The 2,348-nt window shown below is 31.2% G+C and carries 2 protein-coding genes; both read right to left on the bottom strand.

The genetic code is table 11. The features are described 5' to 3' along the window. Positions 1–194: 194 nt before the first annotated feature. A complete protein-coding gene (locus Y7E_RS0106770) occupies positions 195–662 on the bottom strand; it encodes a GNAT family N-acetyltransferase (RefSeq protein WP_017150530.1) in 468 nt (155 codons plus the stop codon). Between the two features lie 1,093 nt (positions 663–1,755). Next, positions 1,756–2,307: a DUF4030 domain-containing protein gene (locus tag Y7E_RS29355; protein WP_069302598.1), complete on the bottom strand. Its 552-nt coding sequence runs from the start codon at positions 2,305–2,307 to the stop codon at positions 1,756–1,758. Positions 2,308–2,348: the final 41 nt, after the last annotated feature.

Below are 2,348 nucleotides of genomic sequence, written 5' to 3'. Positions count from 1 at the left end.
AAAGTTTAGCTTAGTTTTAAAAACTTTGCAACAGAACCTTCCTTAATATGTCCGATTAACATTTCATTCACTCCTTAATAATTTCCCTATTAAAATTTTAACAAAAAAATAAGTTAAATCAGCCTTTGCTCCACAAAATGCCCAATACAAAAAAGCGCCTCCTTACTTAAGAATAGCACCCATTTGTTGAAGAACTAAAGTTCTTTTTCCATTGAAATAACTTTAATATTTATGCCGTTTGGTTTATGTACGATATCTTCATCAAAAACATGATAACCTATGGAACTATATAGCTGTATGTTCTTAGGTACAGTCATTCTGACCTTACAGAAAATTGTAGAAACCCCGATATTAATTGCATAGTCCTCTAAGAATTTTAATATCATTTTTGCAATGCCTTTGCCTTGTTTTTCAGGAATAACCGACAACCGATAAAAATACAAACCCTCATCTTTTACTTGGAATCGCACCATTCCAACTGGATGATTTTCTTCATAAGCAATAAATGCTTTTTCCCCTTTTTCTAGAGCAACTGAAATTGACTTAACAGTTTCTTCTAAAGCACTTGATGGTGGGATTACATTCTCATATTCCTTAAATGCTTTAATCATTAAGTCATGAATTACTGGTGCATCAGAAGATGTAGCATGTTTTATTAACATATTCATCCCTCCTTGTTGTAATGATTATTCATTATAGTTTATTTTTATACAAAATAGAAGGGTTAAATATTTAAATTACGTTATTCAACAATCTGACCCGATTGCTGAATAAAGTTAAAAAAGCACACATATTATTATTTGTTCCAAAACTCGTATGTTTATGAACAGAGCATAGAATTCAATAATATCAAGGTTTTCTAGATATAATCACGTCCATAAAGTGTGTACATAAATCAATGTTCACTTAATCTTTGAATTTTATCTTTTTGAACATTTATTTATCTTTTAAAGATGTTGCCAGGATAAGGTTTTGTGTCCCTTAGCGTACAATTTTCCCAGAATGATATAGTGACCCCTGAAAGTACATACTTGATTCCTATTCTGTTTCTGTATATATTCTCTACGATAAAAAGGGTTTCCTTCACTACTCTACGTTAAAGGGTAGTACGAGCTATCCTGTCACCACTCCTATTTATCAGTTCAATAGGTTGTATCTGGTAATAAAAGTAAATCTTTTTGTATTGCCCTCCTTTTGTTTGATTACTTGTATCATAAAACAAGCATCTGAAGTTGATATGTAGTCTATCTAGAGTGTATGTAAATTTAAAAAATCTCTAATAAAATGTTTATATTGTAACGTTACCACCAAAACTATTGCTCCAAACACCATGATTTGAAGAGACAGTACCCCATGTTCTAGCCTCAATTCCTCCTACAGTTCTATATTGGCGTACCGCCAACATTTTAACGAAAATATACGCTAAGCAAAATTCGACATGAGAAAACGTTAATTTTACTACTCTAAGCAATATCATCAATCTCAATAACGTAGGTATTTGAGACAAATGCATTTCAATGTAAAAGGTGCTGAAAAGAGCTTAAATAGTGTCTCAAAACTCATCTTTAAATCAAAATTTCAATTCAAATCGTGTTATTGAGTTTTGAGAATCCCTTAGCGTATAAAAACGTTAAAATGTGCGTGCTACCCCAAATATAGAAATAAATAGTATAAGTTAAAAAGACTAGGATTTATTTTCCTAGTCTTTTTAATTTAGTAGCGTCTCTTTTTATTTAAGGTATCCGTATTAACATATTAGTTGAGTTTTTGTTTATCTTGACTAAAAATTTCAATAGTATATGAGTCATTTTCAATCCATTGTTTTACTTTCTTTGTTTTAAGTAAATCAGATATCTGTTTTTCAATTTTCTTTCCCAACTCTTTAGCCTGTGGATCAGAACTGTGTATAGTAGAATTTATAGCAAGGATAAATGGTTGGTTCGATTCGAAATTAATTGACCGAATTCCAAAACCTTTGTATTCATTTTTGGTAAACACTTCATCAAAAATAGAACTATAAACTTTGCTCCATCGCCTCTCTTTCTTTACAATGTCCATATTTCTCTGACTCACATTAATTGTATATGGTCTAACATCTTGATTCTTTAATTGAGTGTTAATCGCTTTTTCTAACTTATTTGTATTTACAGTATCAGCTATTTCTAAGTCTACTGTTCTTGGTGTATCGCCCATAGAGGCACTAAGAAAGTCCTTTTCATCTACCGTTTCCACAATGGTGTCCATAACTTTTTCTTCTTCACTTTTTGCTTCTTCTTTATCGTTCTGTTGACATGCCCCTAATAAAATAGCGGTTCTGTTGCAAAGTTTCTTAACAGATAAAAAGTTGG

Source organism: Bacillus bingmayongensis (assembly GCF_000299035.1).
In the GTDB taxonomy this organism is placed as follows: Bacteria; Bacillota; Bacilli; order Bacillales; family Bacillaceae_G; genus Bacillus_A; species Bacillus_A bingmayongensis.
Note: the sequence above shows the minus strand (reverse complement) of the source record. Positions and strands in the feature narration are given on the sequence as shown.

Coding starts and splice junctions, on each gene's coding strand:
- Y7E_RS0106770 (WP_017150530.1), bottom strand. CDS start 662: ATGTTAATAAAACATGCTACATCTTCTGATGCACCAGTAATTCATGAC.